The organism is uncultured Jannaschia sp. (assembly GCF_947494055.1).
Classification (GTDB): domain Bacteria; phylum Pseudomonadota; class Alphaproteobacteria; order Rhodobacterales; family Rhodobacteraceae; genus Jannaschia.
Map to the genome: position 1 here is coordinate 89,648 of NZ_CANLTR010000007.1, position 23,333 is coordinate 112,980.

Here is a 23,333-nt window from a genome sequence, read left to right on the forward strand (position 1 = left end):
TGCAGAACTGCCTCCTGTTTGAGCCTTGTCGGGTCGGAGCCTGCGGAATAATTAAGCAATCGAAGGACGCGCTTGCGCGCGGACTTCACCTCCCTGTTGGACTTGAGCCGGGCTTGATGCCCGGCTTTTTTTATTCGCCGAGCGGAAACACGATACTGATCATCAGGATCGACGTGATCCCGACGATGATGTTCATCGGCACGCCGATCTTCAGGAAGTCGGTGAAGCGGTAATTGCCCGCGCCGTAGACCAGCGTGTTCGTCTGGTAGCCGATCGGCGTCGCGAAGCTTGCCGAGGCGGCGAACATCACGGCGACGACGAAGGGCAAGGGCGCGACGCCCAGTTCGGACGCGAGCGAGATGACGAGGGGGGTGAGCACCACCGCCACCGCGTTGTTCGTGACGATCTCGGTCAGGACGGACGCAACGAGGTAGATCATCGCCAGCGTCAGGAGCGGCGGCATTCCTTCCAGAAGCGGCGTCAGCCACGTCACCAGAAGCTCCACCGCGCCGGTCTGGTCGAGCCCCGCACCGATCACCAGCATCGCGAAGATGAGCACGAGGATCGCCCCGTCGATGGAGCCCCAGGCTTCGTCGGCATCGATACAGCGCAGGACGAGGATGAGCGCGACGCCGATCAGCGCGAGGAGCCCGATCGACATGACCCCGAGCGCAGCCATCCCCACGATTCCCAGAAGCGCGAGAATGGCGATCGGCGCCTGCCGCCGCCGGAAGGCGCGTCCCCCGGGGGTCGTGATCGACACGACGTCGTCCGAGCGGGCCAGCGATTCGAGAGCCGAGGCGCTGCCTTCGAGCAGGAGCTTGTCGGCCGGGCGCAGCCGCACGCTCGACAGGTCCGCCCCGGCGATGTGCTTGTGGCGGTAGGCGCCGAGCACCCGCACGCCCGAGCGACGGCCGAGCGCGAGGTCGGAGATGCGCTTGCCCATCGTGCCGTGCGACGGCGTCACGATCGCCTCGACCACGCGGGGCGTCTCGCCCGCCTCCACCTCGACGAAGCGGCGCAGGCCGACGCGCAGGCCGGTCGTCTCCGACAGCGTGAGGAGCTCCGACGTGGCCGCGACCACGACGACGGCGTCGCCGGGGCGGAGCATCTCCTCCTTGATCCGCTGGCGCTGGATATTGCCGCCACGGCGCAGTCCCGTCACCCGCACGCCCGGACGACCGAAGGCCGCCATCTCGCCCAGCGGCAGATCGATCTCCTCGAAGGCCGACAGGATCGTGACCTCCGACAGGTAGGGCAGTTCCGACCCGCTCATGCCGGCATCCGACGAGCCCCGGTCCGGCAGGAGGAATTGCGACAGGACCATCATCACGGTGCCGCCGACCGCCGCGGTGACGAGGCCGACCGGCGCGATCGCGAAGATCGAGAACCCGGGCATGCCGTTGTCGCGCGCGATGCCATCCACGAGGATGTTCGTCGAGGTGCCGATGAGGGTGATCGTGCCGCCCAAGATCGCGGCATAGCTGAGCGGGATCAGGAGCCGGGTCGGCGCGAGACCGATGTTTCCGGCGAGCCGGATGACGATGGGAATGAGGACGAGGACGACGGGCGTGTTGTTGACGAAGGCCGAGGCGAACAGCGTCACGGCGATGAAGAGGCCGATCCCCAGCAGCTTGCTCTTGCGCGCCTGCGCGATGACGAGATTGGCGATCGCGTCGAGCACCCCCGTCCGGATCAGCGCGCCGGAGACGATGAACATCGCCGCGATGGTGATCGGCGCGGAGTTCGAGAACACGCCCATCACCGCGTCCTCGTCCACGAGGCCCAGCACGATGAAAAGCGCCGCCATGCCGGTCGCCGTCACCTCCGGCGGATAGGGTTCGAAGATGAAGGTGGCGAACAGGACACCGAGCAGGATCAGGGCGAGGATCGGCTCGTTCGCGGCGATGATGTCGGGCATGGGGCCGCGGCTCCGGCAGGGGCGGGGGACGGTCCATGATGGCCGCGTCGGACCCGCGCTGCCGAGCATCACTCACTGCACCGGGCTCCGTCGTCAAGCGGGCACCGGTACGCAGAGCGCCGCACTACCCCGCTTCGGCGGCGGCCACTTCGCGGATGCGGCGGACCATCGCGCGCAACCCGTTCGAGCGCTGCGACGAAAGGTGATCGTCGAGCCCGAGCCGCGCGAGCTCCGCCGGCGCGTCCACGGCCCCCACCTGCGCGAGCGTGAGACCGCCGTAGAGGTCGTGCAGGATCGCGATGAGGCCCTGAACGATCATCGCATCGCTCTCACCGGCGAAATCGAATCGTGCCGCGCCGCCCCCGCCCTCGATCCGGGGATGCAGCCAGACCTGGCTGGCGCAGCCCTCCACCTTCGTCGCCGGGACCTTCAACGCGTCGTCGAGGCGCGGAAAGGCCCGGCCCATCTCGATCACGTGGCGGTAGCGATCTTCCCAGTCGTCGAGAAACTCGAAGGTCTCGACCAGATCCTCGAAACGTTCCTGTGCCATGCGCGTCCCTTCCTACGGTCCGTTGAGCTAGGGTCCGGCGCCGCGAAGATCCAGCCCGCTTCCCAAACATGGCCGGATCGGCTAGCCCCGTCCCCGGACGACGGGAGAGTGCGGGCATGGACGGACGGGTGCGGATCGGGGCGGCGTTGCTCGGCCTCGCGGCGACGCTGACGGCCTGCGGCAGTTCCGAACGGGTCAGCCCGATGCGCATCCTCGACTCGCCACGCGACGTCGCGATCCGTGACGCGCTCGCCGCCTCGGATCGGCCGAACGTCGCGCAGGTCGTATCGCTGTCCGCCGCGCCGACGCCGTCCGGGCTCATCGTCTCGGCGATCGGCCTGCCGCCGACCCAGGGCTACTGGGAAGCGGAGCTGATCGAGGTGCCGGACGCGGATCCGGCGGCGCTCGTCCTCGACTTCAAGCTCCTGGCACCGCTCGCGACCGAACCGGTGGGCACGCAGCGCTCCCGCGAGGTCCTCGCCGGCCGCTATTTCTCGCGGCAGGATCTCGCCGGGGTGCGCAGTATCGTGGTCCGGGGCGAGACCAACAGCCGCAGTGTCACCCGGCAATAGCCCTGCCCGGCTGCGCGCCGCCGGCTCCGGCGCAGCTTCGGCCGGCGGCGTGAACGATAAGCCGGGTCCGGCGTTGGACGGCAGACGCGCAACGGGGGCGACATGGCGAGACTGATGGACATCGTATCGACGCTCGAGGGTGCGGGGAACGATTCGGACGACGTCACGCTCGGGGAGATCAACGACCAGATCGGGCATCGCGGCACGGCGGCGCTTCTGGGGATCCCGGCAGCGCTCGAGCTGACGCCCATCGGTGGCATCCCGGGCGTGCCGACAATCATCGCCCTGATCATCGCGCTTTTCGCCGTGCAGATCCTGTTCGGACGCGAGGACATGTGGCTGCCCGGTTTTCTCGAGAACCGTTCGGTCTCGAAGCAGAAGCTTCACACGTCGCTGGACAAGCTCCGCCCCGCCGCCAAGTGGTCCGACCGCCATCTGGGCGATCACCTGTCGATCCTCGTCCACGCGCCCGCGACCCGGATCGTGGCGTTGGCCATCATCCTGTTGTGCTGCACGATCCCGCCGCTCGAACTCCTGCCCTTCGCTTCCTCGATCCCGAGCGGAACGATCGTTCTCTTCTCGCTCGGGCTCCTGACCCGCGACGGACGCGTCATGGCGCTGGCCTGGCTCGCCTTCATCGCTGCGCTGTGGGGGATCTGGGCGCTCTGGCCCTAGACCCGCGCGAGCACGTCCATCACCGCCTCGCGGATCAGGGCGAGCTCCTCGGGGCCGGAGAAGCGATGGTCCGCCCCCTTCACCAGCGTCAGCCGGATGTCCTTGCCCGAAGCATGGGCGATCAGCCGCGTCGCCGTCTCCGTCGGGACGGCCTCGTCCGCCGTGCCCTGGAGCATCCGCACCGGCATTCCGAGATCCAGCGGCGTGCGCAGCACCAGCCGGTCCCGCGCCTCCTCGATCAGATGGCGCGTGATCACGTAGGGCTCGCCGTAATCGGACGGCACGGTCACGCGCCCGCGCGTCATCAGCGTCAGCCGCTCCGCCTCCGAGAAGTCCGCCCAGTAGCCGTCCTCGGTGAAGTCGGGCGCCGCGGCGATCGTGACGAGGCCCGCGACGCGCTCCGGCCGGTCGCGCGCGATCAGGAGCGCGATCCAGCCACCCATGCTCGAGCCGACGAGGATCTGCGGTCCCTCCGTCGCCGCCTCGATCACCGTCAGCGCGTCGGCGTACCAGTCGCCGATGCTGCCGCCCTCGAAGGTGCCCCCGGACTGTCCGTGCCCGGAATAGTCCAGCCGCAGGAACGCCCGCCCCGACGCGCGCGCCCAATCCTCCAGCGCCACGGCCTTGGTGCCGGTCATGTCGGACCGGAAGCCGCCGAGAAACACGACGCCCGGCCCCCGCCCCGCCATCGCGTGGTAGGCGAGCCTGTGTCCGGCGCGGGTGATCGTCTGGGGCATGGAACGTCTCCGGGTTCGGGCTTCGCCCTCTGCTAGGCGGAACGGCATCGTGGCGCAAATGCCGCAGAACCCGCGGGCGCCGGCGCGCGTTCCGTCACAGCAACCACAGGAGATCATCATGACCGATCGCGACGCCCCCCAGCAGCCGATCCCGGAGCGCAACCATGCCCCCGGCGACCCCAAGGAGAACGCCTACGGCGAGAGCGAGGCCCAGCCGTCGGCCGAGGGCGGCAAGACCAAATACGACAAGCCGTCCGAAGGGTCCGAAGACTTCTCCATCGACGAGGATCGCGACAAGCGCATCCGCGGCAACGAGGCGCCGAAGGACACCTGATTCACGGCGGCCGACCTCGCGCGGGTCACGAAGCGCGGCTCTGCTCGCGCTCCGCGACCACCCGCGCGAGGCGCCGGATCCGCAGGGCGCGATTGAGCTCGCCCCCGAAGATCAGGACGAGCGCGGCAAGGTACAGGAAATACATCGTCGCGATGATGCCCGCCAGACCGGCATAGTAGCTCGCGTAGCTCGCGAAGTGGCTCACGTAGAATGAGAACGCGATGGCGAGGATCGTCCAGGCGGCGGTGGTGAAGATGACGCCCGGCCAGATGTTCTGGAACTTGGTCCGGCGTGCCGGCAGGAAGACATGCGCGGCGAACAGCGTCGCGATGAGGATGAAGGCGGCCACCGGATAGCGCACCAGTCGAACGGTGACCGAGGCCGGGTCGAAACCGGGCATCAGCGTGTGCAGCCACGATCCGGCGCGGGGCGCGAGAACCAGCATGTAACCGATCAGAACGAGCACGAAGCTCACGAGGAGCACGACCGCGGCCATCACCGAGTAGAGCACGATGACCGACCGCGTCTCGCGGATGCCGTAGGCGCGGTTCAGGCCGATCCGCACCCCGTCGACGCCACCCACCGCGAACCAGATCGTCAACAGGATGCCGAGGCTGAGGACGCCGCTCCGCTGCACGGTCATCACCTGCTCGACCTCCGAGACGATCGGCTCGACCAACGTCGGCGGAACGATGGCGATCAGGAAGTCGATCAGCCCGTCCGCCATCGACCGGTCCCCGACGAAGGCGGTAAGCGAGCTCGTGAAGATCAGGAACGGAAAGATCGCGAGGAGCGCGCGGAACGCGACGTTCCCCGCCAGCCCGAACGCATCGTCGCTCCACAGCCGGAGCGCCGCCTCGCGCAGGACGCCGCGGACGACATAGAGGCCGCGGCCGTGGAGAAGGTCGTCCGGCCGGGCGCTGACGACACCGTGGGTGAGGACGGCATCGCGGCCCATCTCATCATCCGACGATCCGTCCATGCCAAGACCCTTGCTAGTCCCGGTGCATCCACGCCGCGCAGGTGCGGACCCCGTCCGTCACCGTAGACGCTGCGACCCGGCCGCGCCAGCCTCGGCGGGGTCACGGGCCGGAGGCGGTGCTGATGGGCCGCAGCGAACCCGCATCGCCCGTCAGCCGCGGAAGCCCTGCGCCACGACGAACTTCTCCGAGGAATCCGACCGGCTCGCCCCGGGCTTCACGTTGGCGACCTTCTCGAACCGCTGCTTGAGGCGCTTCTGCAACTCCCCTTCGGCCCCGCCGGCCAGCACCTTCGCCACGAAGGCCCCGCCGGGCGCGAGCACGTCGAAGGCCAGCTCCGCCGCCGCCTCGCAAAGCGCGATGATCCGCAGGTGATCGGTCTGTTTGTGACCCGAGCTCGACGCCGCCATGTCGGACATCACCACGTCGGCGGGGCCGCCGAGCCAGCCCTTGATCGCCGCATCGGCGTCGTCGGACAGGAAGTCGAGCTGGTGTATCTCGGCACCCGACACCGCATCGACCTCCTGAAGGTCGATGCCGATGAGGCGCCCCTGCGCCTTCTTCGCGTTCGATCCGTCCGCGTTGACGCGCGGCGCCGCCACCTGCAACCAGCCGCCCGGCGCGCAGCCGAGATCGACGACCCGCGCGCCGGGCACGAGGAAGCCGTATCTGTCGTCGAGTTCCATGATCTTGTAGGCCGCCCGGCCGCGATAACCCTCCGCCCGGGCGCGCTGCACGTAGGGATCGTTCAACTGTCGCTCGAGCCAGAGCTTCGAGGACAACCTGCGCCCCCGCGCCGTCTTGACCTTGACCGTCAGATCGCGCCGGCCGCGGCCGGAGGTATTGGTGGGCTTCTTGACCATGACCGGGCAGATAGGCGGACCGGGCGGACTTGGAAAGTCAGAACGGCCCGTCGTCCAGCACGCCGTCCGCCGACATCTGCGCATAGAGCAGCCCCTCGCGCAGACCCCGGTCGGCCGCGGACAGCCGGTCCGTGGGCCAGACGCGCAAGAGCGCCTGCAGGATCGCAGCGCCCGACATGATGAGGCTGTGCCGGTCGCGCCCGATCCGCGGATCGAGGCGCCGCCCGTCGGGGCCCTGCGCGAGATAGCCGCGGATCACGCGGTCGATCTGCTGCGAGGTCATGCGCAATCCGTCGACCTTGTTGCGGTCGTAGCGGCGCAGGTTCAGATGCGTCGCCGCCACGGTGGTGACGGTGCCCGACGTGCCGATGATCTGGAATCCCGGATCGACCGCACCCTCGGCATCGGCATAGGGCGAAAACTCCGCCAGGCATTCCTCGAAATGCCAGGACATCAGCGCGAAGCGCGCGGCGTCGTCGGTCACGTCGCGGAACTGGTCCTTCAGCGTGGCGACGCCCAGCGGGATCGAGATCCAGTCCACCACCTTGGCGCGCGGGAACGGATCGTCGCGCGTCCCCTCGAATCCGGCATGGAGCCGCATGATCGCCCGCGCCCGGTCGTGGCGCGGCACACGCGTCAGGTCGATCCAGACGAGCTCGGTGGAGCCGCCGCCGATATCGACGACGAGGAGCTGCTCGGTCTTGGCGGAGACGAGCGGCGCGCAGGAGACGACGGCCAGCCGCGCCTCTTCCTCCGGCTTGATGATCTCGAGCGGCAGTTCGGTCTCGCGCTCCACCAGCCGGATGAACTCGGCGGCGTTGGTCGCCCGCCGGCAGGCCTCCGTCGCCACCAGCCGCATGCGACGGACGTCGTGCATCTCGAGCTTGCGGCGACAGATCTTCAGCGCGCCGATGGTGCGCGCCATCGAGGCGCGACTCAGCCGCCCCGAGGTCTCGAGCCCGTTGCCGAGCTGCACCGACTTCGAGAAGCTGTCGACCACGTGCAGCAACGCGCCCTTCGGCTGCGCGATCAGCATCCGGCACGAATTGGTGCCGAGATCGAGCGCGGCGTAAAGCTCCGCGGGGTCGGGCCGTTCCGGAACGCGAACGGCAGCATGTGAAGGCCGGACCGTGGGCCCGGTGGCGCGCAGGGCGCCAGCGACGGGCCCGGACACGTCCGTCCGGTCGTCCGGTGGCATTCTCGCCTCCGTATGTAAGGTTAATGACACCCTAGCCCCCGGATGGCCGGTTCGACAAGTATTCTTCATCTCCGAGATGAAACCTGCGATCTTGCCGCCCCCTCGCCATGCGGTCGCGCCGGGGCTATGAAGGGCGATGTCGCCATCGGGCGGCACGACGTCGAAATCCGTCGCAAGTGCGACGCCCCCGCCCCATATAGCGGGCGGGACGCGAGAGGGCGGAGGCATCATGGCGCAGATCACGGTCGTCTATTGGCGGGACATTCCCGCGCAGGTCATCGCGGGCTCCGGCCGGCGGGCGGCGAAGGTGCCGCTGTCCGAGCGGTTCGAGCAGGCCATCGACCGTGCGGCGATGAAGGCCGGCGCGTCCGAGACCGATGCCTATCTCGCCGACTGGCGCAAGGTGCCCGACGGCGAGGCCGAGGGCGACGGGGCGGAGGCCGCAGCCGCCCGCGCCGCCGCGCTCGAGGCCGAATGGACGCCCGACCGCCTGCGCGCCGCGGCACTGGCCGGGGGCGTGGAAGCATGAGCATCCTCGGCTTCCACAGGGCCAATCGCGCGAAGCCCGCGCCGGAGGCGCAGCCGAAGGACGCGGCCCTGGCCGCCTTCCTGCAAGGCTACTCGATCGAGGTCATGCCCCGCACGGCCGAGAAGGTGGACGATTTCGCCGCCCTCATGCCGCGCGGCACCCGCGTCTACATCGCGCATATCGACGGCACGCCGATCGCGGACATGGTCGCCACCGCTGCGCGCCTGCGCGCCGAGGGGATGGAGCCGATGCCGCACTTCCCCGCGCGCAGCATCGCCGACCGCGCCACGCTCCTCGACTGGGTGGCGCGCTACCGGGGCGAGGCCGGCGTGACGCAAGGTCTGATGCTCGCCGGCGGCGTGCCGGAGCCCCGGGGCGCGTACGAGACCTCGATGCAACTTCTCGAATCCGGCGCCTTCGACGGGTTCGAACGCCTCCATGTCGCCGGCCATCCGGAAGGCAACCGCGACATCGACATGGACGGGACGACGAAAAACGTCTCCGCCGCGCTCGAATGGAAACAGAAGTTCTCCGAGCGCACCGACGCGAAGATGGCCATCGCCACGCAGTTCTGCTTCGAGGCCGCCCCGGTCATCGAATGGGCCGACGCGATCCGCGATGCCGGAATCGACCTGCCCGTCCATATCGGCGTGGCCGGGCCGGCGAAGCTGCAGACGCTCATCAAGTTCGCCGTGGCCTGCGGCGTCGGCCCCTCGCTGAAGGTCCTGCAGAAGCGCGCGATGGACGTGACCAAGCTCATGCTGCCCTACGAGCCGACGGAGGTCACGACCGCGCTCGCCCGACACAAGGCCGCGCATCCGGACTTCAACATCGAATCCGTCCACGTCTTCCCGCTGGGCGGCATCAAGACATCCGCCGACTGGCTCACGACCCACACGAAGGACCCCGAATGACGCGCACCGTACTGGAATCGAGGACGAAGACCGTCACGATCGGCTTCGACGAGCCGTTCTGCGTCATCGGCGAACGCATCAACCCGACCGGCCGCAAGAAGCTCGCCGCCGAGCTCGAACTGGACGACTTCTCCACGGTCGAGCGCGATGCCATCGAGCAGGTCGCCTGCGGCGCGATGGTCCTCGACATCAATTCCGGCGCCGTCTTCACCAACAAGATGGGCGCCGACCCGCGCTACGCCGACAACAACTTCGTCGAGCCGATGCTCATGCCCGAGCTCGTCTCCCGCGTGCAGGCGCTCGTCGACGTGCCGCTCTGCATCGACTCTTCGGTGCCCGGCGCGCTCGAAAAGGGGCTGGAGACGGCCGAGGGACGCCCGCTCCTGAACTCCGTGACCGGCGAGGAGGAGCGGCTGGAACTCGTCCTGCCCCTCGTCAAGAAGTACAACGTGCCGGTGGTTGCGATCTCCAACGACGACACCGGCATCTCCGAGGACCCGGAGGTGCGCTTCGCGGTGGCCAAGAAGATCGTCGAGCGGGCCGCCGATTTCGGCATCCCCGCGCACGACATCGTGGTCGACCCCCTCGTCATGCCGATCGGCGCGATGGCGACGGCCGGGCATCAGGTCTTCACGCTGGTCCGGCGCCTGCGCGACGAGCTTGGCGTGAACACGACCTGCGGCGCGTCCAACATCTCCTTCGGCCTGCCCAACCGGCACGGGATCAACGCGGCCTTCCTGCCGATGGCGATCTGTGCCGGCATGACGTCGGCCATCATGAACCCGATCCGCGCGCAGGAGATGGAGGCGGTGAACGCCGCCAACATGCTGATGAACCACGACCCGAACGGCGGCCGCTGGATCGGCTTCACCCGCATCCTCGACGCCGTCAAGGAAGGCGCGACCTTCCCCGAGGCGGCGCAGGCGGCGCAGAGTTCGGGCGCGCGGTCGAGCGGCCGGCGCGGCGGTCGGCGGCGGGCCTGACCCGCTGGACCACGCCCGTGGCCTGAGGCAGGTGACGCGGACGGCACGACGAACGCGGAGAGCAGCGTGAGCGACCATCAGGTAATCTTCATGCCGTCGGGCAAGCGCGGTCGCGTGGCGCACGGCACCCCAGTGCTCACCGCCGCGCGGCAGCTTGGCGTCGATCTCGACTCGGTCTGCGGCGGCCGCGGCATCTGCTCCCGCTGCCAGGTCGAACCGGGCGCGGGGTCATTTCCGAAGCTCGGCGTCACCGTCTCGGCGGACGCGCTGTCCGGGATCAATGCGGTCGAGCGGCGCTACGACGAGAAGCGCGGCCTCGCCCCCGGCCGCCGCCTCGGCTGCCAGGCGAAGGTCGAGGGCGACGTCGTGATCGACGTGCCGCCCGAAAGCCAGGTCCACCGGCAGGTCGTCCGCAAGGCCGCCTCGGGCAAGCCCATCGTCATGGACCCGGCCACGCGGCTCTATTTCGTGGCCGTGGACGAGCCCGACATGGATCATCCCTCGGGCGATCTCGAACGGCTCCGCACGGCGCTGGCCGCCGAGTGGGACCTGCACGATCTCGACATCCCCCTCGTCCTGCTGCGCCGGCTCCAGCCCGTCCTGCGGCAGGGCGCCTGGCAGGTGACGGTCGCGGTCAACCACGACGAGAACCGCATCGCCGCGCTCTGGCCGGGCCTCCGCACCGACGCGCCGCTGGGCCTCGCCATCGATCTCGGCTCCACCACCATCGCCGCGCATCTGTGCGACCTGGGCACCGGCGAGGTGCGCGCCTCGGGCGGGGTGATGAACCCGCAGATCCGCTTCGGCGAGGACCTGATGAGCCGGGTCAGCTATTCGATGATGAACGCGGGCGGCGACGTCGAGATGACCCGCGTCGTCCGGCAGGCCATCGACCGCCTCGCCACGGAGCTTGCCGCCGAGGCGGGGGTCGCGGCCGCCGACATCGTCGAAGCGGTGATCGTCGGCAACCCGGTCATGCACCACCTGCTGCTCGGCGTGGACCCGGTGGAACTGGGCCAGGCGCCCTTCGCGCTCGCCACCGCCGACACGGTGCGGCTCGCCGCGCCGGAGCTCGACCTCGCCGCCCTCGCTCCCGGTGCTCGCATCTACATCCTGCCCTGCATCGCCGGTCATGTCGGCGCCGACGCCGCCGCCGTCGCGCTGGCCGAGGCGCCCGACCAGGCGGAGCCGCTGACCCTCGTCGTCGATGTCGGCACCAACGCCGAAATCCTGCTCGGCAACCGCGACCGCCTGCTCGCCTGCTCCTCGCCCACCGGCCCGGCCTTCGAGGGCGCGCAGATCAGCGCGGGCCAACGGGCGGCGCCCGGTGCCATCGAGCGGGTGCAGATCGACCCGGAAACCAAGACGCCGCGCTTCCGCGTCATCGGCTCCGACCTCTGGTCCGACGAGGCGGGCTTCGACGAGGCAGTGGGCGAGGCCGGCATCACCGGCATCTGCGGCTCGGGCATTATCGAGGCGGTGGCGGAGATGCGGATGGCCGGCATCCTCGACCGGTCCGGCCTGATCGGCTCGGCGGCGCAAGTCGGCACCGACCGCTGCGAGAGTTCGGGCCGCACGCATGCCTACCGGCTCTGGGCGGACGCGTCGGGCGAGCGCCGGATCCTGGTGACGCAGAACGACATCCGAGCGATCCAGCTCGCCAAATCGGCGCTCTATGCCGGCGCGCGACTGCTGATGGACGAGCTCGGGGTGGACCATGTCGACCGGGTGACGCTCGCCGGGGCCTTCGGCGCGCATATCTCGCCGCGCCACGCGATGGTGCTCGGCATGATCCCCGACGCGGAGCTGTCCGCCGTCGTGTCGGCGGGCAACGCGGCGGGGCACGGCGCGCGGATGGCGCTCTGCTCGCGCGCATCGCGGCGGCATATCGAGGGGCTGGTCCGGCGCATCGAGAAGGTCGAGACGGCCGTGGCCCCGCGCTTCCAGGAACATTTCGTCGCCGCCAACGCGATTCCCCATGCGACAGACCCGTTCCCACATCTCGGCGCATTGCCGGAGCCGAGCTTCAACACGGCCGGCGAAGGACGCAAGCGGCGACGGCGGTAAGTCTAGCGGGCGACGTTTCCGTAAGGTGTAGTGGGCTGCCCGGCGTGCCGCCGGGCGGTTCTGTCTCGCCTTACCGCGCTAAAGGCACGTGCCTAGAGACGCACCACCTCTCCCCCCGCCGCCTCGGCATCCGCAGCGTCGTGCGTGACCAGCAGCACCGGTACCCCTGCCCGCCTCGCGCGCGAGAAGACGAGATCCCGCATCTGCGCCCGCCGCTCGGCGTCGAGCTTGGAGAATGGCTCGTCGAGAAGCAGCGCGCGGGGCTTCGCGAGCAGCACCCGCATCAGCGCCACCCGCGCCGCCTGCCCGCCCGACAGCGTGGCAGGGTCGCGGCCTGCGTAGCCCTCCAGCCCGATCTCGGCCAGCGCCCCCGCCACCTCCGCCTGCCGCGCCGCCCGCGTCCCGCCGCGCAAGCCGAATGCGAGGTTCGCGCCGACGTCGAGATGCGGGAACAGGAGCGGGTCCTGATAGAGGATACCGATCCGCCGCGCCTCGGGCGGCAGGCCCGCGAGGTCGCGTCCGTCGAGAAGGATGCGGCCCGTCGCGCGGAAGGCCGGGGAAAGGTCGCCCATCACGAGGTCGAGCAGCGTGGACTTGCCCGACCCCGACGGCCCCATCAGCGTCAGCACCTCGCCCGGCGCAACGGTCGCGTCGACGGAGAGCAGCGTCGTGCCATCCCGCGCAATCGAGACACGGTCGAGCATCAGACCCTCAGCCATGCCGCATCCCCCGCCGGTGCCGGAACACGAGCGCCGGAACGAGAAGCGCCAGTGCGAAGGGCAGGAGCGCCGCCAGCGTCTGCCCCAGCCCCCAGATCCCCACGGCCCGCCGGTCGCCGCCGGAGGCGAGCGCCACGGCTTCGGTCACGAGCGTCGTGACCCGTCCGCCGCCGAGGAGGAGCGTGGGAAGGTATTGCCCGACCGATACGGCGAGCCCGATCGCCGCGGCCGTCAGCAGCGGCCCCGTCAGCATCGGCAGTCGCAGGCGCCAGAGCACCCTGTCCCGCGACGCGCCGAGCCCCGCTCCGACGCGCGCCAGCCGCGCGTCCCAGGCGCGGAACGGGCCGGCCAGCGAGAGGAAGACGTAAGGCAGGACGAAGACGACGTGGCCGGCCAGGACGAGCGGCCAGGACGGGCCGATCCCGAGCGCGAGGGGCAGGAGTTGCAGCCCCGGCAGGAACGCCACCTGCGGCACGAGGAGGGGGAGGTAGAGCAGCGACAGCGCGCGCTGGCCCAGCGTGAGGCCGAAGCGATGCTCGGCCTCGAGGCAGCCGATCACGAGGACGAGGGAGGCAAGCGTGGCGAGGGCCGCGAGCGCCATCGTGTCGCCGGCCACGGCGAGCATGTCCGGGCCGAAGCGCGACCAGCTGCGCAAGGTCAGCGCCTCGGGCATCGGGTCGGGAAAGCTCCATCGCGCGGCGACCGACCAGACCGCGAGCGCGGCCAGTCCGGCAAGCACCATCGTGGCGGAGGTTCCGGCGAGGAGCAAGCCCGCGCCCCGCGCGCGCCGCTCCGGCAGGCCGCGCCCGCTGCGAACCCAGAGAAGGCCGAGGCGTCCGGCGATTCGCTCGCCGAGAAGCCAGAGCGCGAGAACGCCGAGCGTCGCGAAAAGCAAAATCAGCCCGCCCGCGGCAGCCACCGCACGCAGGGACAGGTCCGGCGACATCATCCAGCGTGCCACCTGCACGGCCAGCGTCGGCGGCGTGTTCGGCCCGAGGATCACGGCGACGTCCACGTTCGTTATGCCGAAGACGAGCACGACCAGCACCGGCAGCCGCACCTGCGCATAGACGCCCGGAAACCCCGCCTTGAGCCAGCCCGCGACCCGTCCCTGCCCCAGCGACCGGGCGACGCGGAGGCGGCGACGACTCTGCACCTGCGGCAGGGCGGCGAGCATCATCAGCAGCAGGAACGGCATCTCCTTGGCGACGAGCCCGGCGGCGAGCGACAGGCCCCACGGGTCGTTCAGGATCAGCAGGTCCGGCGCACGTTCCCAACCCAACAGCGTTGCCGGAACACGCGCGATCCAACCCGAGGGAGCGATCAGGAAGGCGAGCCCGAGCGCTGCCGCGGCGTGGGGGACGGCGAGGAGCGGCGAGAGAGCGCGCTCGAGCCAGGCGAAGGCGCGGGTCCCGTGCCAGCCCGCGAGGATGAGCGTGGCGATCGTCAGCGCGCCCAGCGTCGAGAGAACACCCGATAGGATTGCCACGCCGAGCGCGCGTGGCAGACCCGGCCAGCTGAGCGCCTGCGCCCAGGGCATCTCCGCCTCCGGGACCAGCAGGCCGAAGGCCGGCAGGACCGTACCCAGAAGACCGAAGGCGACCGGACCGGCCAGCACGCCCGCCGTCAGGAGCGGCAGCGGGCGGAGCACGCCCCTAGTTCGCGACGCCGTAGCGCGCGACCCAATCCTCGGCGAGCCGCGTGGCCCAGGAGGGGTGCGGCTCCGGCAGGGCCTGACCGAGTTCCTCGGGCGTCAGGGTGGCCACGCCGAGATCGAGCGCGTCGAAGGCCGCGCGCTGCGCCTCCGACAGCTTGCCGAGGTCGAGGACCGTATCGTAGCCCAGCACCGCCGGGTCCTGCGCGCGGGCCTGCGCGTCGGGCGACAGGAGAATGTCGGCGACGACCATCGCGCCTTCCTTGGCGGAGGAATTGTAGGGGATCGCCACGAAGCTGGCATTGCCGATCGTCCCTTCCTCCAGCACGTAGGTCCGCACGCTCTCGGGCAGCTGGAAGTTCGCGATCGCGGTCGAGGCCTCGCCGGGCGAGAAGCTGAACGCCAGGTCGGTCTCCCCGTCGTTGATGAGCTGCAGCATGCGCGGCCCGGTCTCGGGATAGGCCCGGCCCTCGCGCCAGAGCTGCGGCGTCAGCGTGTCGAGGAAACTCCAGAGCGGCGCCGTGACCTCGTCGTAGTTCTCGCCCGCCGGGTCCTGCAGCGCCGCGGGTTCGGGCGCGAGCTCGATCAGCATCTGCTTGAGGAATGTCGTGCCGAGGAAGTCGGGCGGCTGCGGATAGGTGAAGCGACCGGGATTGGACTCGGCCCAGGCGAGAAGCTCGGGCGCGGTCCGCGGCGGGTCCTGCACGCGGGCGCCGTCGTAGACGAAGACGAGCTGCGCCATCGCCCAGGGACTCTCGTAACCCTCCGTCGGGACGGTGAAGTCGGTGGTGACGGTCTTGCCCTCGACATCGACGTAGCGCCAGTTCGGAAGCTGCTCGGCGAAGGGGCCGAAGAGCAGGTCCGCTTCCTTCATCGACGCGAAATTCGCGCCGTTGATCCAGATGAGGTCGACCGATCCGTCCGCGTCGCGGCCCGCCTGCTGCTCGGTGACGACCGCGCCCACGGCGTCGGCGGTGTCGGCGAGCTTCACATGCTCGAGCGTGACCCCCTGTTCGGACGCACGGTCGCCGATCCAGGCGATGAAGTCGTTGGTCGGCGTCGCGCCGCCCCAGGCGTGCCAGTAGACGGTCTGGCCCTGCGCCGCCTCGGTCACGGCGTCCCAGTCGGACGGGTCGGGCGCATTCTGGGCATGAACGGGGAGGATGAGGGCCGTGGTCACGGCGAGCGCGAGGGCGAGGCGCATGGGCGGAGCTTTCATGTGAGGATGGCCCGGGCGCGCAGGACGCGTCCGATGGCGGTGGCAAGACAGAGGAGGCCGAAGGCAGTGGCCAGCGGAACGAAATGTTGCGGCACGAGGCAGAGGAGGACGAAGAACAGGATCGTCTCCGTCCCCTCGAGCAGCCCGCGCGAGTAGTAGAACGACTTGAGGCCCTGATCCGTGGTCGCCATCAGCCGCTTCTCCGCCTGGATCGCGTAGCCGAGAAAGCTCGTCCCGTTGACGTAGAAGGTCAGGAGCAGGAAGGCGGCGGCGAGAGTATTGGCCGAGTCGAGGAGCGCGAAGGCGAAGGGCACGGCGCCGTAGAAGACGAAGTCGCACCAGATGTCGAGATAGCCGCCGAAATCGGTGCGCTGCGTGGCGCGGGCCACGGCACCGTCGAGCCCGTCGAGCAGACGTGAGGCAAGAAGCGGGACGAGCGCCCAGCCCGGCGCGCCGCCCGCGATGGCGGCGGCGGCGGCGAGGCCGAGCGCGAGGCCCGCGAGCGTCACCGCATCGGCGCCCACGCCCCGTGCGGCGAGGGCCCGGCCCGCGCGGTTCAGCGGCGGATCGATCAGGCGGCGGGCGGCGGCGTCGAGCATCGAACCTCGGGGATCGGCGGTGTCGGCCGCAGGGTGCCGAAGGGTGCGGCGAGGGGCAAGTGACATGGTCGCGATACGGCGCGCGTGGCCTCGTCGCATCCCTGCCCGTACGTCGGCGCGATCCGCCTTTCCATATCCCGCGCGCCGGTGTAGCCGGACCGGGTCGGAGGTGTGGCCGAGCGGTCGAAGGCACCGGTCTTGAAAACCGGCAGGCGCGAAAGCGTCTCGTGGGTTCGAATCCCACCGCCTCTGCCATCATCGTTTTTGCTTGGTATGGGCATTATCCGGCTTTGATGGTGTAACCGCCCCCCGACGGCACACTGTGCCAAGGTGGGATCGCAACAATCCAACTTGGGGAGCGGTCATGTCGGAGGTTGTCACAGGCTGGCTGATGCAGGCTTTGCAGCCTCTGGACGCGCGCGTCAGCACGACTGAGATCATGGGCCGCACGCACGTGCAGGCCGCGCGGCCGCTTCTAGCGCCGTACCGTATTGCCGGCTGGCATCGTCCACGAGCATGGCACCGGGCGCGGATCGCATCGCCTTCCCCGGAAGCCGGCCGTCTGCAACTCGGTGGTCCGGTTAAAGATTGCCAGACGTTGGGCCATAGGCGACGCAGCCCCGGCGCCCATGGCGGCTTCACTAAGTCTCACGGACGGTTTCGCCTAGGAGGCAGAGCGGACCGTCCTATCGCGATGGCAGCCCCGCATGCGGGATCCTGCGACAGCCTCGGCAAGATCGGCCTGGATGTCGGGTTCATGGGACAGCAAGGGATCGACGCGGCGAGGGTAGAGGCCTTTCAGCCAGACGTAACGAAAGCAACGCCGTCCGAGCCGAAGTCATCGTCGCATTGTCCCGGCGCGTCGCGCAACAGACTGGGGGCATATTTCACGCAGGCCTGAAAAAAGCGAAAACGGGCTAGCGCGCTCGAATGGCTGCTCCCCCGATCTCGCGCGATGGGACGCTTCGATCCACCGCTCCGGCCCATGAGATCGTGGACGGTTGCAGACCGGAGGCCGAGGCAGAGAGCGCCCGCCTCGGCGCGACGTCAGGCGTCCCGGCGGCGCCGGATCGCCCAGGCGACGGCGGGGATGCACCAGACCGCGAAGGTGAAGAGGCCCAGTCCCGCCGCGATCGGCCGTTCGAAGAAGGCGAGGAAGCTGCCATCGGCCTTGATCATCGAGGTGATGAAGTTCCGCTCCAGCATCGGTCCGAGGACGAGGCCCAGGATCGCCGGTGCGATCGGGATGTCGTTTTCGTCCATAAGGAAGCCCAGCACCCCGAAGACCAGCATCACGCCCACCCCGAAGACCGAGTTGTTGATCGCGAAGGCGCCGACGATGCAGAACATCAGGATGATCGGCATCAACACGTTGCGCGGGATCGCGAGGATCGTGCCCGCCGCCTTGATCGCCACCCAACCGAGCGGCAGCATGATGACGTTGGCGAGCAGGAACACGACGAAGACCGCGTAGATCAGCTGCGGGTCATTGATGAAGACCGTGGGGCCGGGATTGATTCCCTTGATGTAGAGCACGCCGATCACGATGGCGGTGATCGAGTCGCCCGGAATGCCGAAGACCAGCGCCGGGATCCACGCCCCGCTCACCGCCCCGTTGTTGGAAGCCCCCGCCTCGACCAGCCCCTCCACGTGTCCGGTCCCGAACTTCCGCGGCTCGCGCGAGAAGCGCTTGGAGACGGCGTAGGAGATCCAGGCGGCGATGTCGGCCCCCGCGCCGGGCAGCGCGCCGATGGCGGTGCCGAGCGCGCTGCCTCGGAGCGTCTGCCACGGATAGGCCCGCAGGTTCGCCCATTGACGGCGGAAGATGCCGCTGCCCCGGTCGGGCACGATCGCCGGCCGGCGCGTCGCGTCCACGAGGCTGCGCAGCACCTCGCTTACCGCGAAGAGGCCGATCATCGCGGGGATGAACTGCACGCCCGCCAGAAGCTCGACGCTGCCGAAGGTGTAGCGTGGCTGGCCCGCGGGATTCTCGATCCCCACCGTCGCCGCGAAGAGTCCGATGAGGAGCGCGATCAGCCCGCGCGCGACCGAGCCCGGTGAGACGAAGATCGCGCAGGAGAGGCCGAGGACCACGAGCCAGAAATACTCGAATGAGGAGAACTTGAGCGCGACCTCGGCCAGGACCGGCGAGAGCGTCATCAGCACGATCGTCCCGAAGATGCCGCCGATGGCCGAGAAGACCAGCGCCGCGCCGAGCGCCTCCTCCGAGCGCCCGGCGCGCGTCATCGCGTAGGCGTCCTCAACATAGGCGGCGCTGGCCGGCGTGCCGGGCATCCGGAGCAGCGCGCCCGGGATGTCGCCCGCGAAAATCGCCATCGCCGTGGCCGTCACGATCGCCGCGATGGCCGGGACCGGGTCCATGAAGAAGGTGATCGGGACCAGGAGCGCGGTCGCCATCGTCGCCGTCAGGCCGGGGATGGCGCCGACGAACATCCCGAACGCCGCCGAGCCGAGGATCACGAGGAGGACGAAGGGCTGGAAGACGAGCCCGAGGGCCTCGGCGAAGACGGACATGGCGACTACCAGAGAAAGCCGAGCGCGTCCGAACGCGGCAGCGGCACGAGGAGGAGGCGCCCGAAGGCCTGCTGGATGACGAGGGTGGCGAATGCGGCCACCGGGATTGCCACCCACCACCGGACCCGCGTGGCGAGCATCAGGACGAGCAGGATCGCCACCGAGACAGGGACGAAGCCGAGCCGCCCGGCCAGCAGGACATAGCCCGCCACCAGCGCCAGCGCGAGCGCGACGCGGGCCACCGCGCTCGGCGCCCGGGCCCACTCGGCCATCCGTGCCCGGGGCAGGCCGTCGCGCGCGACGACCCCCTGCCCCACCATGTAGGCCCCGAGCCCGAGCGCCAGCGCGGAAAGCGCGATCGGCATGGTCTCCGATCCGTAGGCCTGGTTCGGCAGGCGGGAGAAGCCTGTCGCGGACCATCGGATCGCGATGGCCGCGACGATCAGGATGAGACCGAGCGCGGAATCGTTGAGCTTCACGCCGTGCGTCCGGTCACGGTCCCGCGGTCACTCGGCGGCAAGCCCGGCCTCCTTCATCACCGCGCCGAGGCTCTCGTCGTCGGCCGCGACGATCTCGGTCGCCTCCTCCGACCCGGCCCAGCGGAGCCCGAAACCGCGATCCTGCATGAAGCTCTGGTATTCCTCGCTCTCGTAGGCCGCCTGGATCGCGGATTCGAGCCGGTCGTGGACATCCTCGGGCAAACCGTCGGGGGCCGCGATCGCGCGCCAGACGGCGTGGGTGTAGTCGGTGCCGGTCGCCTCCGTGACGGTGGGCACGTCCGCGAACGCCTCCTGCCGCTCCTGCGACATCGAGGCGAGCGGCAGAACCCGGTCCGCCTCGATCATCGCGCGCCCCTCGGCCAGCGAGGACGGCACGATGTCGACACCACCCGCGACCATGTCGGTGATCCCCGGCGCGGCGCCCTCGCTCGGCACCCAGGTCACCTGGTCGGGCGGCAGCCCCTCGGACATGAGCCAGCCGGCGAGGCCCAGATGCCAGATGCCGCCCTGCCCCGTGCCCGAGCCCTTGAACGTGCCCTTGGGCTCGGTCCGGATCGCCTCGAGCAGCGCGGCGGCGTCCTGGTACTCGCTGTCGGCGGAGACCATGAGCCCGCCCGGATCCGCGTTGACGAGCGCGAGGATGTCGAAGTTCTCGTAGGTCAGGTCGGTCAGGCCCTGCCAATGCATCATGTCGATCTCGATCGTCATGACCCCGATCGTGTAGCCGTCGGGTTCGGCATTGGCGATGGCGCTGTGGCCCACCACGCCGGAGCCGCCGGTACGGTTCACGACGTTGACCGGCACGCCCAGATTCTCCTGCAGGAGCGAGGCGAAGACACGCCCGACCGCGTCGGTTCCCCCGCCCGCGCCCCAGGGCACGATCATCTGGATCGGTCGGGACGGATAATCCTGCGCCAGGACGGGCGCGCCCGCCGCGACGCTCGCGAGGGCCAGCGTCGCGCCGGCCAGCATGGTTCTTCTGTGCATGTCGTTCCTCCCTCGGTGGACGCACGAGCGGATGGGCAGGATCCGCTCCGGCGCCCGTCCCTCGACCGTTCGCAGGTGCCGGGTCTCCTCCACCCGTCACCTGCATTGCGGAAGCTTTCCCCGCGGCGTCGGGGCCTGTCAACGGCCTCGACCGGCGGCGCCACCGTTCCCGTAAGGGCCGGATGACATCTCGACCATTGCCGGATTGCCTCAAATCGCTACGATCAACGTCATTCGTCCGGTCTCGGATCGGACGGATGTTAATGCCGAGCGACGGGGGTTCCGTCGGTTGGCGATCGGGACCAGGGTTACCGGATGGATGACGCCTTGCGGGACGCGATAAAGTTTGCAGCATTCGACCGCACGGGTCCGGAACACGCCTCGACCCTGCGGACGCTGAACGCGTTCGCGGTGGACATCATCTCGATCCCGAATGTCGAGGACCTGTTCTGGTACGTCGCCCGGAACGTGGTCGGCCGGCTGAACTTCGTCGATTGCATCATCTACCGCGCCGATGCGGAGGGGACGACGCTGACGCAGGCCGCGGCCCTCGGCGAGAAGAACCCCTACGGGCGCACGATCATCAACCCGCTGCGGATCCCGTTCGGTCAGGGGATCACCGGTCGGGTCGCCGAAACCCGCAAGCCGATCGTCGTCGACGATCTGCTGAAGGATCAGAACTACATTCCGGACACGCAACCGGCGCGGTCCGAGATCTGCGTGCCGCTGATCTCGCAGGGCAAGGTGGTCGGCGTGATCGACAGCGAGCATCCGGAGATCGCCGCCTTCGGCCTGTCCGAGCTCGAGGTCCTGACCACCGTCGCCGCGATGACCAGCGCCAAGCTCGAGCTGCTGGCCGAGGTGGAGCGTTCCAACCAACGCTACCGTGACCTCGTCCAGTCCCACGCGCAGCTCACCGCGGAGACGAGCAACCGCAAGGCGCTGGAGACCGAACTCTTCAACATGCGCAAGCTCGAGGCGATTGGGCGGCTGACCGGCGGCTTCGCCCACGGCTTCAACAACCTGCTCACCGTCATTTCGGGCAACCTCGAACTTGTCGGCGGCGATCCGGGTGCGCCGGAAGCGCAGGAATGCCTGGCGGACGCGCGAAACGCTGCCGATCGGGGCGCCAAACTCATCCGCGACATGCTGGCCTTCTCGCAGAAGATGCATCTCGACCCCGAGATCCTCGACGTGAACGCGCTCGTCCGCGCGGTCTGCGGGGGCAACGGCCGGACGCTCTGCCGCGACGTCGCGCTCGAACTCGGCGCGGAGGCCTGGGCGGTCGAGATCGATCCGGGCGCGGCGGAGATGGCGCTGGTCAATCTGATGATGAATGCCCGCGACGCGATGCCGGAGGGCGGGCGAATGACGATCTCCACAGCGAATGTCGTGCGCGACCTTCTCGACGACCCGGCCTGTCCCTTCGAATGCCCGCCTGGCAGGTATGTCCGGCTGTCGGTCGCCGACGAGGGATCCGGGATCAGTGAAGAGGCGCGCCAGAGGATTTTCGATCCGTTCTTCACGACGAAGCCGGTGGGCGAAGGGACCGGTCTGGGCCTCTCGATGGTACAGGGCTTCGTTCGGCAATCGGGCGGCGCGGTCCTCGTCAGACCGAACCTTCCCGACGGAACCGTGTTCGAACTGTATTTCCCGGCCGCCCTGCCCCGGCCGGACGGGTCCTCGCGGTCGGAGCGGTAACACAGACGATCCCTCATGCCCCGAAAGAGGATGGCCTTGCAACGCCGGACCGATACCCTTACCGATCTCCCCCTCATCAGCGTCGCCGGCCTCCACACGGGCGACCGGGCGGAAATCGCGTCGATCGCCGACGCGATCGGTGAAGCTGCTCGGGGGGTCGGGTTCTTCCGCATCTGCGACCACGGGGTCGATCTGGGGCTGATCGAGCGGACCTACGCCGTGGCCGAACGGTTCTTCGCGCAGGGCGAGGCGGCGAAGGCGCGCTACTATATCGGCCATTCCCCGAACCATCGCGGCTATGTCCCGTTCACGGAGAAGGGCGACTACCCCGACGAGGTCAACCGAAGCTACGAGGCGTTCGATCTGGGCCTCGATCTGCCGGCCGACGACCCCGACTTCCTGGCCGGCAACCGGATGCTGGGTCCGAATGTCTGGCCCGATTTGCCGGACTTCCGCGAGACGGTCGCGGCCTATTACGCCAGCGTATCCGCGCTCGGGCGCCTGATCTGTCAGGCGTTGGAGGTGCATCTCGGCCTGCAAGCCGGCACGATCACGCGCCAGATGAGCAAGCCGATTTCGCAGCTCCGCCTTCTGCATTATGTCCGTCGCAACGACGTCACCGACCACAAGTCGGTCAACATGGGCGCGCATACCGATTACGAATGCCTCACGCTCCTGCATACCCGCAACAAGGGCTTGCAGGTGATGACGCAGGACGACCACTGGATCGACGTCCCGGTCGATCCGTCCGTCTTCGTGGTCAATATCGGCGACATGCTGGAGGCCTGGACGAACGGCTTGCTTCGCTCCACGCCGCACCGGGTCCTGAACCTGAGCGCCGAGCGGTTCTCGCTGCCCTATTTCGTGGCCGCGAACTACGACACCATCATCCGCCCCTTCGCCGAACTCCTCGGTCCGGAGCGCGCGCCGCGTTACGAGCCGTTCATGGCCGGCGCGCATCTCGAGCGCATGCTGGTGCGGGATTTTCCGTATTTCAGGACCCGGCTGGCCCGCGACCGGAAGGTCGCGGCGCGCGGTGCCCCGGACTCGACGACGAACCCGTTCGAACGGCGCCTGAACGGCATCGCCTCCTGAC

The 23,333-nt window shown here is 69.4% G+C and carries 22 protein-coding genes and 1 tRNA gene; 10 read left to right on the top strand and 13 right to left on the bottom strand.

Going from position 1 to position 23,333, the window contains the following annotated elements; genetic code table 11:
* Positions 1–130: 130 nt before the first annotated feature.
* Positions 131–1,921, bottom strand: coding sequence for an SLC13 family permease (locus tag Q1A87_RS09210; RefSeq protein ID WP_299650108.1), 1,791 nt, complete (start codon positions 1,919–1,921; stop codon positions 131–133).
* A 124-nt stretch (positions 1,922–2,045) separates the two neighbouring features.
* The gene (locus Q1A87_RS09215) at positions 2,046–2,471 is read right to left on the bottom strand and encodes a SufE family protein (RefSeq protein WP_299650111.1); all 426 of its coding nucleotides are present in this window, start codon (positions 2,469–2,471) and stop codon (positions 2,046–2,048) included.
* A gap of 116 nt (positions 2,472–2,587) precedes the next feature.
* On the opposite strand from Q1A87_RS09215, the gene Q1A87_RS09220 reads away from it, so the two are divergent.
* Together Q1A87_RS09220 and Q1A87_RS09225 are read left to right on the top strand one after the other, a co-directional pair.
* Positions 2,588–3,043, top strand: coding sequence for a hypothetical protein (locus Q1A87_RS09220; RefSeq protein WP_299650114.1), 456 nt, complete (start codon positions 2,588–2,590; stop codon positions 3,041–3,043).
* 102 nt (positions 3,044–3,145) lie between these two features.
* Positions 3,146–3,718, top strand: coding sequence for an exopolysaccharide biosynthesis protein (locus tag Q1A87_RS09225; protein WP_299650117.1), 573 nt, complete (start codon positions 3,146–3,148; stop codon positions 3,716–3,718).
* Here Q1A87_RS09225 and Q1A87_RS09230 read toward each other — a convergent pair.
* Entirely contained in the window at positions 3,715–4,455 is a 741-nt protein-coding gene (locus tag Q1A87_RS09230; protein ID WP_299650120.1) for an alpha/beta hydrolase, read from the bottom strand. The two genes, Q1A87_RS09225 and Q1A87_RS09230, sit on opposite strands and share 4 nt — an antisense overlap.
* Positions 4,456–4,573: 118 nt before the next feature.
* Between Q1A87_RS09230 and Q1A87_RS09235 the strand changes: the two genes are divergently transcribed.
* The gene (locus Q1A87_RS09235; RefSeq protein ID WP_299650123.1) at positions 4,574–4,789 is read left to right on the top strand and encodes a hypothetical protein; all 216 of its coding nucleotides are present in this window, start codon (positions 4,574–4,576) and stop codon (positions 4,787–4,789) included.
* Between the two features lie 25 nt (positions 4,790–4,814).
* Here Q1A87_RS09235 and Q1A87_RS09240 read toward each other — a convergent pair whose 3' ends face one another.
* The 3 genes from Q1A87_RS09240 to Q1A87_RS09250 form a co-directional block, all read right to left on the bottom strand.
* Positions 4,815–5,747, bottom strand: coding sequence for a YihY/virulence factor BrkB family protein (locus Q1A87_RS09240; protein ID WP_299650126.1), 933 nt, complete (start codon positions 5,745–5,747; stop codon positions 4,815–4,817).
* Positions 5,748–5,921: 174 nt separating this feature from the next.
* A complete protein-coding gene (locus tag Q1A87_RS09245; protein ID WP_299650129.1) occupies positions 5,922–6,632 on the bottom strand; it encodes an RlmE family RNA methyltransferase in 711 nt (236 codons plus the stop codon).
* 37 nt (positions 6,633–6,669) lie between these two features.
* Positions 6,670–7,830, bottom strand: coding sequence for a Ppx/GppA phosphatase family protein (locus Q1A87_RS09250; RefSeq protein WP_299650131.1), 1,161 nt, complete (start codon positions 7,828–7,830; stop codon positions 6,670–6,672).
* A gap of 229 nt (positions 7,831–8,059) precedes the next feature.
* Here Q1A87_RS09250 and Q1A87_RS09255 point away from each other — a divergent pair, with 229 nt between their 5' ends.
* The 4 genes from Q1A87_RS09255 (at position 8,060) to Q1A87_RS09270 (ending at position 12,323) form a co-directional block, all read left to right on the top strand.
* Complete coding sequence (locus Q1A87_RS09255; protein WP_299650134.1) at positions 8,060–8,359, top strand: virulence factor; 300 nt, start codon at positions 8,060–8,062, stop codon at positions 8,357–8,359.
* Positions 8,356–9,273, top strand: coding sequence for a methylenetetrahydrofolate reductase (locus Q1A87_RS09260; protein WP_299650136.1), 918 nt, complete (start codon positions 8,356–8,358; stop codon positions 9,271–9,273). The genes Q1A87_RS09255 and Q1A87_RS09260 overlap by 4 nt, the downstream gene beginning before the upstream one ends.
* Positions 9,270–10,256, top strand: coding sequence for a methyltetrahydrofolate cobalamin methyltransferase (locus Q1A87_RS09265; RefSeq protein ID WP_299650139.1), 987 nt, complete (start codon positions 9,270–9,272; stop codon positions 10,254–10,256). Before Q1A87_RS09260 ends, Q1A87_RS09265 begins: the two co-directional genes overlap by 4 nt.
* 66 nt (positions 10,257–10,322) lie before the next feature.
* Positions 10,323–12,323, top strand: a complete 2,001-nt coding sequence (locus Q1A87_RS09270; RefSeq protein ID WP_299650142.1) for an ASKHA domain-containing protein — start codon at positions 10,323–10,325, stop codon at positions 12,321–12,323.
* Between the two features lie 92 nt (positions 12,324–12,415).
* On the opposite strand, the gene Q1A87_RS09275 is transcribed toward Q1A87_RS09270, so the two are convergent.
* Genes Q1A87_RS09275 through Q1A87_RS09290 form a run of 4 tightly spaced genes read right to left on the bottom strand, consistent with a single transcriptional unit; the run spans position 12,416 to position 16,514 of the window.
* A complete protein-coding gene (locus tag Q1A87_RS09275) occupies positions 12,416–13,042 on the bottom strand; it encodes an ATP-binding cassette domain-containing protein (protein ID WP_299650145.1) in 627 nt (208 codons plus the stop codon).
* A complete protein-coding gene (locus Q1A87_RS09280) occupies positions 13,035–14,693 on the bottom strand; it encodes an ABC transporter permease subunit (RefSeq protein ID WP_299650148.1) in 1,659 nt (552 codons plus the stop codon). Before Q1A87_RS09280 ends, Q1A87_RS09275 begins: the two co-directional genes overlap by 8 nt.
* Before the next feature lie 4 nt (positions 14,694–14,697).
* Complete coding sequence (locus Q1A87_RS09285) at positions 14,698–15,900, bottom strand: ABC transporter substrate-binding protein (protein ID WP_299650279.1); 1,203 nt, start codon at positions 15,898–15,900, stop codon at positions 14,698–14,700.
* 11 nt (positions 15,901–15,911) lie between these two features.
* Positions 15,912–16,514, bottom strand: coding sequence for a CDP-alcohol phosphatidyltransferase family protein (locus tag Q1A87_RS09290; protein ID WP_299650151.1), 603 nt, complete (start codon positions 16,512–16,514; stop codon positions 15,912–15,914).
* A gap of 165 nt (positions 16,515–16,679) precedes the next feature.
* Here Q1A87_RS09290 and Q1A87_RS09295 point away from each other — a divergent pair.
* Positions 16,680–16,769, top strand: a tRNA-Ser gene (locus Q1A87_RS09295).
* 792 nt (positions 16,770–17,561) lie between these two features.
* Here Q1A87_RS09295 and Q1A87_RS09300 read toward each other — a convergent pair.
* Genes Q1A87_RS09300 through Q1A87_RS09310 form a run of 3 tightly spaced genes read right to left on the bottom strand, consistent with a single transcriptional unit; the run spans position 17,562 to position 20,536 of the window.
* Positions 17,562–19,049: a tripartite tricarboxylate transporter permease gene (locus Q1A87_RS09300; RefSeq protein WP_299650154.1), complete on the bottom strand. Its 1,488-nt coding sequence runs from the start codon at positions 19,047–19,049 to the stop codon at positions 17,562–17,564.
* 5 nt (positions 19,050–19,054) lie between these two features.
* Complete coding sequence (locus Q1A87_RS09305) at positions 19,055–19,528, bottom strand: tripartite tricarboxylate transporter TctB family protein (protein ID WP_299650157.1); 474 nt, start codon at positions 19,526–19,528, stop codon at positions 19,055–19,057.
* 27 nt (positions 19,529–19,555) lie between these two features.
* Positions 19,556–20,536, bottom strand: coding sequence for a tripartite tricarboxylate transporter substrate binding protein (locus tag Q1A87_RS09310; RefSeq protein WP_299650160.1), 981 nt, complete (start codon positions 20,534–20,536; stop codon positions 19,556–19,558).
* Positions 20,537–20,851: 315 nt separating this feature from the next.
* Here Q1A87_RS09310 and Q1A87_RS09315 point away from each other — a divergent pair, with 315 nt between their 5' ends.
* A complete protein-coding gene (locus tag Q1A87_RS09315) occupies positions 20,852–22,237 on the top strand; it encodes an ATP-binding protein (protein ID WP_299650163.1) in 1,386 nt (461 codons plus the stop codon).
* Positions 22,238–22,252: 15 nt separating this feature from the next.
* Entirely contained in the window at positions 22,253–23,332 is a 1,080-nt protein-coding gene (locus Q1A87_RS09320) for a 2-oxoglutarate and iron-dependent oxygenase domain-containing protein (RefSeq protein WP_299650166.1), read from the top strand.
* Position 23,333: the final 1 nt, after the last annotated feature.